This window comes from Eubacterium sp. BIOML-A2 (assembly GCF_009680135.1).
Taxonomy (GTDB): Bacteria; Bacillota; Clostridia; order Lachnospirales; family Lachnospiraceae; genus Faecalicatena; species Faecalicatena contortus_B.
In genome coordinates this window covers 26,547-32,612 of the sequence record NZ_WKZK01000059.1, presented here as the reverse complement: position 1 = coordinate 32,612, position 6,066 = coordinate 26,547, and the positions used below count along the sequence as shown (strand labels likewise).

The following is a 6,066-nucleotide window of genomic DNA, read 5'->3' as shown; positions in this document are numbered from 1 at the left end:
TGTGTCAGTGGTGCTCCATTTTCAGGGCTGTTTCCCGCCTAGAATTTCTTAGGTCCGCGGCCGCGTTTTTGAAAGGACATGGATGTTCTCCGGGAGGCTTTTGGCGATCCCTTCATGGAGCGTCTCCATCCGTACCGCGACTAAAGCGCGTCACTAACTCCCGATTTATTTCATGTATTCCTGCTTTTTATTATAATGATGTGCCTCTTCCAACATCATATCTTTCACCTTCATCAGACGAATCTGGGTGCTTCTCTCATTTTCATCCAATTTCATTGTAATATACTTGATGTTCTTTTCTGCCTCTGGTATGATGACGTGTTCCAGCGCGTTTACGCGCCTTCTTGTCTTCTCGATCTCTGCCGCCATGAGCTGGCACGCTTTTTCGCACTCTGCAAGCCGTATCATATCGGGCAGTATATCTGCCAGCGACTTAACGGCCCCATCCAGATCACTGGATGTAAAGGCAAAACCATAGGAATAGATATCATTCTCATCTGCTGTCCTTGTCTTGTAATCAAAGGTCGGTATATCTACACTCATGACATTCTTTTCCTTCGGAACCAGATTGATTTCCTGTTTTGGCGCCATGAGTGCTGTATTCAGCGCTGCCTCGGACATCCCTGCTTTGGCTATAACAAAGTTTTTGTTGGCAGAAAGGATTCCGGCTTCCACCCTCAAACGAACCTCCATGTTCTCCCGCACCAGATCCAGATACTGGCGCATCAGCTCATCCCGTTTGTCTTTCAAAAGCTTGTGGCCGCGGATGGCAGTCAGTCTTTTTTTCTTCAATCGGGTCAGTTCCATACGGGTTGGGTTAACCTGTGTTGATGCCAAATGTAATCACCTCTCTTTTTCTATGCCGCCTGCTGCGTTTTCCTTATTCTTTCCCGTAGTACAGGTCTAAGAACTTGTCGTCTATACGTTTCAGTTCTGCCCTTGGCAGCATGGAGAGTAATTTCCATCCGATATCCAACGTCTCTTCAATGCTTCGGTCTGTCTGATATCCCTGGGATACATATTCATGTTCAAATGCATCTGCAAACTTTGCATAGATCAAATCAACGTCTGTCAGGGCGGCTTCACCGAGAATCACCATCAGCTCTTTGGCGTCCTTGCCTCGTGCATAAGCCGCAAACAGCTGGTTCATCGTATTGGAATGGTCGGCGCGCGTCTTGCCTTCGCCGATTCCCTTATCCTTCAGACGCGACAGGGACGGCAGTACGTCGATAGGAGGCGTAACACCTTTTCTATACAGATCACGGCTCAAGATGATCTGGCCCTCCGTAATATACCCCGTCAGGTCAGGAATCGGGTGTGTCTTATCATCTTCCGGCATGGTCAGGATCGGGATCATTGTGATACTTCCCTTTTTGCCATTCTGCCGACCGGCTCTCTCATACAGCGATGCCAGGTCCGTATACATATATCCCGGATATCCGCGGCGCCCCGGAACCTCTTTACGGGCGGCGGAAACCTCACGCAGGGCATCCGCGTAGTTTGTGATATCGGTCAGGATAACAAGCACGTGCATATCCTTTTCGAAAGCAAGGTATTCCGCCGCTGTCAGTGCCATACGCGGGGTCGCAATACGCTCGATCGCGGGGTCATTTGCCAGGTTGACAAACAAAACGGTCCTGTCAATCGCTCCTGTTGCTTTAAAGCTTTCTATAAAAAAGTTGGACTCTTCAAACGTGATACCCATTGCGGCAAATACAACGGCAAAATTCTCGTTCGTCCCCAGTACCTTTGCCTGTCTTGCAATCTGCGCGGCAAGCTGGGCATGGGGCAGGCCGGAAGCAGAGAATATAGGCAGCTTCTGCCCCCTTACCAGGGTGTTCAGACCGTCAATGGCAGAAACACCCGTCTGGATAAACTCCTCCGGATAGTTTCTGGCAGCCGGGTTCATAGGCAGGCCGTTAATATCCATGCGTGCATCCGGAAGAATCTCCGGCCCCTCATCGATCGGACGGCCCAGGCCGTCGAATACACGCCCCAGCATATCCTCAGAAACTCCAAGTTCCATGCTCCGTCCCAGAAAACGGACTTTACTGTTTGACAGGTTAATACCTGTTGCACTTTCAAATAACTGTACCAGAGCGTCGTTTCTGTTAATCTCCAGCACCTTGCAGCGCCTTGTTTCGCCGTCTGCAAGCTCGATCTCTCCCAGTTCATCGTAGGTGACATTTTCCACGCCGCGCACTAACATCAGAGGACCGGCTACCTCCTGTATGGTTCTATACTCTTTTGGCATTAGAAGTCCTCCTTCCCGATTGTGTTGGCAATTTCCATATGCAGCTCTTTCTTCACTTCCTCGTATGCACTGTCCAGCTGATCCTCTTGTGTATACTTGAAACGGCCGATCTGCTCGCGGACCGGCATACGAATCAGCTTCTGCAGCGAAGCGCCTTCTGCAAGCGCCGCTACGGCCTGTTCATAGAAAGCCATAACCAGTTTCATCATCATATGCTGCTTTTTGAGTGAGGTGTAAGTATCCACCTCATGGAAGGAGTTCTGATGCAGGAAATCTTCCCGGATAGAACGTGCGGCTTCCATCTTGAGGCGGTCACTCGGGGACAGGGCGTCCATACCAACCATCTTCACAATCTCTTCCAGCTCTGCCTCTTCCTGAAGAAGTGACATCATCTTCTGGCGGTTTTCCATCCAGTCAGGTGCAACTTTGGCGTTGAACCATTTTTCCATATCATCCAGATACAGCGAATAACTGTTCAGCCAGTTGATCGCAGGGAAATGTCTCTTATACGCAAGCGCAGAGTCCAGTCCCCAGAATACTTTCACGATACGAAGAGTTGCCTGTGACACCGGCTCGGAAATATCGCCGCCGGGAGGGGATACCGCTCCGATCGCGGACAGCGCTCCTTCCCTGCCGTCTTTTCCAAGGCAGATCACATGGCCGGCCCGTTCATAGAACTGTGCAAGACGGCTGCCCAGATATGCGGGGTAGCCCTCCTCGCCAGGCATCTCTTCCAAGCGCCCGGACATTTCCCGAAGAGCCTCCGCCCAGCGGGATGTTGAGTCTGCCATTAAGGCTACTGAGAATCCCATATCCCTGAAGTATTCTGCGATTGTGATTCCTGTGTATATAGAGGCTTCACGGGCTGCCACAGGCATATCGGATGTATTTGCTATCAGCACCGTCCGCTCCATCAGTGACTGACCCGTCTTGGGATCCTTCAATTCCGGAAACTCGTTCAGAACGTCCGTCATCTCATTGCCGCGCTCGCCGCATCCGATATAAACAACGATATCTGCTTCCGCCCATTTTGCAAGCTGATGCTGTATAACTGTCTTACCGCTTCCAAATGGGCCCGGAACCGCTGCCACACCGCCTTTTGCGATGGGAAAGAAAGTATCTACAACACGCTGCCCTGTAACAAGCGGCATCTCAGGCGGCAGTTTTTTCTGATAAGGCCGCCCTCTTCGAACCGGCCACCTCTGCATCAGGGTCAGATTCTTATCACCGTCCGCAGTCTCAACAACCGCAACTATCTCTTCCACCGTAAACTCACCGGCTTTGATTTCTTTTATTTTTCCTTTTATGCCATAAGGCACCATGATTTTCTGCTGAACAACGATCGTTTCCTGTACCGTACCGATGATATCCCCGGGCTCTACGTCATCCCCTGCAGCCACTGTAGGGACAAATTCCCATTTCAAATCTCTTTTCAAAGATGATACTTCCACTCCGCGTTTCAGATTGTTTCCGGAAATCTTCATGATATCATCAAGCGGCCTCTGGATTCCGTCATAGATATTGCTGATCAGGCCGGGTCCTAATTCCACAGACATGGGAACTCCCATAGACTGTACCGGTTCTCCGGGCCCCAGTCCTGAAGTTTCCTCATAAACCTGAATAGAAGCCTCATCTCCATGTATCTCTATGATCTCTCCAATCAGTCTTTGATTACTGACACGAACGACGTCAAACATATTCGCGTCACGCATACCCTCTGCAATAACCAGAGGTCCTGCCACTTTTTTAATTACTCCTGTACTCATTCGAACCTCCTACCCCTGCGAAAACAGGATGTCTGATCCGACTGCCTGTTCCACGGTTTTCTTTACACCTTCCACACCTGCGCCAGTATTACCGGATACCCCCGGTATCTGAATAATCGCAGGCAGTGTCCGTTCTTTATACTCTTCGATTACATCCTTTAATTCTGCTGCCACAGCCTCAGTAATATAGATAATTCCATATTTACCGCTTGCAAACTGTCTTATCTTAGCTTCCGCTTCTTCTTTGCTCCGGACGGGGCAGATGCTAAGGCCCAGTGTTGCGAAGCCGTATATGCTGTCGTAGTCGCCAATCACTGCTATCTTATACATACATCTCCCTGATCCTTTCCCTGATCGCCTCATCCGGAAAATCATTCTGCTTCCCGGTCAGGATAATCCGAACAGTTTTTATTTCATTTTCCCTTGCCAGCACATAGGCTACCAGCGGGCCTACAGAAAAAGAATTGTATTTCTGCGGCCGGATTGTTTCCATCATGCGGTTATCGCACCACCGTTCGAATGCCGAAGGGGATTCCTCCAGCGCCGCCGCACCCTCCGCGTAGGAAGTACCCAGAAGATAGTCTCTGACCGCATCAAGCCCGGACACCGCGGCTTTCGATAACTGCTCTACATTTACGCTGCTGCAGGGCGCCATCGCGCGCTTCATAAACTCCAAAGATTTGCCCGTCTTCTGCGAACGGACGGCGATCTTAATATCCGCAATTGCCACGGTAGACTCGGCATAGTTTTTGATAATCTCATCTTCCGCCTTCTGCCCCGCCTCATAAATGGCTTCCAGGGCCGCCCTGTCGACGATGATATCGCACAGCTGCCCATCTCTCGTATGAAGAAGCGTATCATAGGCCTCTGCCGCCGTCTCCCCCATAGTCCCCGGAAGTCTGTAGAATTCCTTATTTCTCACAATCTGAAGCATCTCCGGCCCCGGGATGGAACAGTCGTCATAAAAAATATTCTTATTCTCCACTTCCGTGCACACTTCTTTAATTGCAGCCTTCAGATTATGGTACAGCTTGGAATAAGACAGGACATCAAACACTGACAGATCGGGAGCAACATCGCGAATCACTTCCCAGGTCTTCTCTTCTTCCCGTTTCAGCATGGCAGAAGCGTCCATAGAACCTGTTGCGTCTCCCCAGCCTTTTTCACTCAGAAGCTGCAGGCACTGCTCTTCATCCGAACAAGCCAGCAGCCGCTCAATTTCAGTACCTGAAAACAGGGAGGACTCCAAAGCCCGTATACGCGCAACCGCGTAAGTATACTCTAAATCATTCAAAATAAACCCTCCTGCTTATACAACTTAGGTTTGGTACTTTCAAACCTTAGTTGTAAAGTACATCCTGTTGACTTGGGCTCGGTTCTTTCGAGCCTTAGTAACACGGATGTTTCCTTTCAACCTATCCGAATAATAATCCATGCACTTTATCGGATAATTCATCCCTCTTTGCTTCGAATAAAGCCCGAATGGTACAGTTTTCTTCGATCCCTCCATATACCAGGATGAAACCGCCACTCATCTCTTTTGCATCCCTGGACAGGCTTAAGGCGCCGCCCTTACCGGCAGCAGTTTTCTGAATCACCTCTTCAAATCCAGCGGGCATTCTCGCCAGATCTTCTGCCGAAAAGCAGATGACGCCGTCTTCCGGCAGGACATATTCTTCCAGCATCTTCCGGATCATTTCAAAATATGCTTCTGTATCCAGATTCAATAACCTGTCATATGCCTTGTCGAGCACATCTGCTATCACTTCCTGCTTCGCGCGCAGAATCGCCTGCCTCCGCTGCATCTCGCAGGAGGAAGCGATACGCTGTGCGTAATGCTCCGCATCCGCCTGAGCCTTGTCGGAGATTTTCCCGGCCTGCAATGCCGCCTCTGCGCGGGCATCCTTTAATATTTTCTCTGCCTTTGCCTCAGCCTCGGCGATTTTCTCTTCCGCTGTATGGGCCGCCTCATCCAGGATCTGACTTTTCATTTTGTCTAATCCGCTCATTTATAAGCTCTCCTTCTTCATACTACTTGCGTCTTTG

Annotated in this window: 6 protein-coding genes; all 6 read right to left on the bottom strand. The window is 50.0% G+C overall.

From position 1 onward, the window contains the following. Nucleotides 1–165: 165 nt before the first annotated feature. Complete coding sequence (locus GKG43_RS18390; RefSeq protein WP_050639505.1) at nt 166–837, bottom strand: V-type ATP synthase subunit D; 672 nt, start codon at nt 835–837, stop codon at nt 166–168. A 43-nt stretch (nt 838–880) separates the two neighbouring features. Further along, nucleotides 881–2,254 carry a V-type ATP synthase subunit B gene (locus tag GKG43_RS18385; protein WP_129879613.1) on the bottom strand — a complete coding sequence of 458 codons (1,374 nt, stop codon included), beginning with the start codon at nt 2,252–2,254 and terminating at the stop codon, nt 881–883. After that, nucleotides 2,254–4,020, bottom strand: coding sequence for a V-type ATP synthase subunit A (locus tag GKG43_RS18380; RefSeq protein WP_129879611.1), 1,767 nt, complete (start codon nt 4,018–4,020; stop codon nt 2,254–2,256). Before GKG43_RS18380 ends, GKG43_RS18385 begins: the two co-directional genes overlap by 1 nt. 9 nt (nt 4,021–4,029) lie before the next feature. Further along, nucleotides 4,030–4,350: a V-type ATP synthase subunit F gene (locus GKG43_RS18375; protein WP_025654417.1), complete on the bottom strand. Its 321-nt coding sequence runs from the start codon at nt 4,348–4,350 to the stop codon at nt 4,030–4,032. Next, nucleotides 4,343–5,314 carry a V-type ATPase subunit gene (locus GKG43_RS18370; protein ID WP_055155196.1) on the bottom strand — a complete coding sequence of 324 codons (972 nt, stop codon included), beginning with the start codon at nt 5,312–5,314 and terminating at the stop codon, nt 4,343–4,345. The genes GKG43_RS18375 and GKG43_RS18370 overlap by 8 nt, the downstream gene beginning before the upstream one ends. Nucleotides 5,315–5,435: 121 nt before the next feature. Beyond that, entirely contained in the window at nt 5,436–6,029 is a 594-nt protein-coding gene (locus GKG43_RS18365) for a V-type ATP synthase subunit E (protein ID WP_050639501.1), read from the bottom strand. Nucleotides 6,030–6,066 lie beyond the last annotated feature (37 nt).